We start from the raw sequence: 676 nt of genomic DNA, 5'->3' as shown, positions 1-676 counted from the left end.
TAAACTTAAAAGCACTATAATTTGTAATAAATTAAAAACCTAATTCTTCATCTATAAATAATATATGTATTCTRTTTTTTATATGGCATTTATTTATAATAACAGTATAAGCACATAAYCTTTCWTCTATATTGCAATTCTCATTACAAACCATATCACCCACACTGCAAGGATTATTTACTTTAAATCTTATAGAGTTTTGTGAAGCAGCAAAATCTTTAGCTCTCTTTAATGCATCTTGTTGAGTATTAGCAATCTTATTTCTTCCAACAACTAAATATACTTTTTTTGGTCCGTAAATCATAGCAGAAACCCTATTTCCGCCTCCGTCTATAGCGATAACATCTCCATTCTTACTCAAAGCATTAGCAGAACATAAATATACATCAGCAGTAAATGCCTTAATCTCTGCCTCTGTTTTTAATTCTTTATTGTTTCTGTCTACAAAGTTTTTATAATCTTTTAAATCTTCTAATATGCCCATCTGATTAAYACTAGTACTTCCRCCGAATGTTATAACATCATCTTTTTTTATTTGAGATAACAAAAACTTTTTAGCCTCTTCCTTATTTGAAAAACTATCAAAAGCAAAACCCTTTTTATTGAAATTTATTTTTAATATATTAGATAAATTCTTAAAATACTCTTCTTGAATAGTCATAAAAAACTCCATAAA

General features: G+C 26.8%; 1 protein-coding gene. It reads right to left on the bottom strand.

Annotated features, from left to right (window positions below; all coding sequences use genetic code 11):
• Nucleotides 1–31: 31 nt before the first annotated feature.
• Nucleotides 32–676 (bottom strand): lactate utilization protein (locus tag GQX97_RS13520; RefSeq protein ID WP_232473426.1); only part of this gene is annotated, 645 nt, incomplete at its 5' end.

This window comes from Brachyspira sp. SAP_772 (genome assembly GCF_009755885.1).
In the GTDB taxonomy this organism is placed as follows: domain Bacteria; phylum Spirochaetota; class Brachyspiria; order Brachyspirales; family Brachyspiraceae; genus Brachyspira.
Note: the sequence above shows the minus strand (reverse complement) of the source record. Positions and strands in the feature narration are given on the sequence as shown.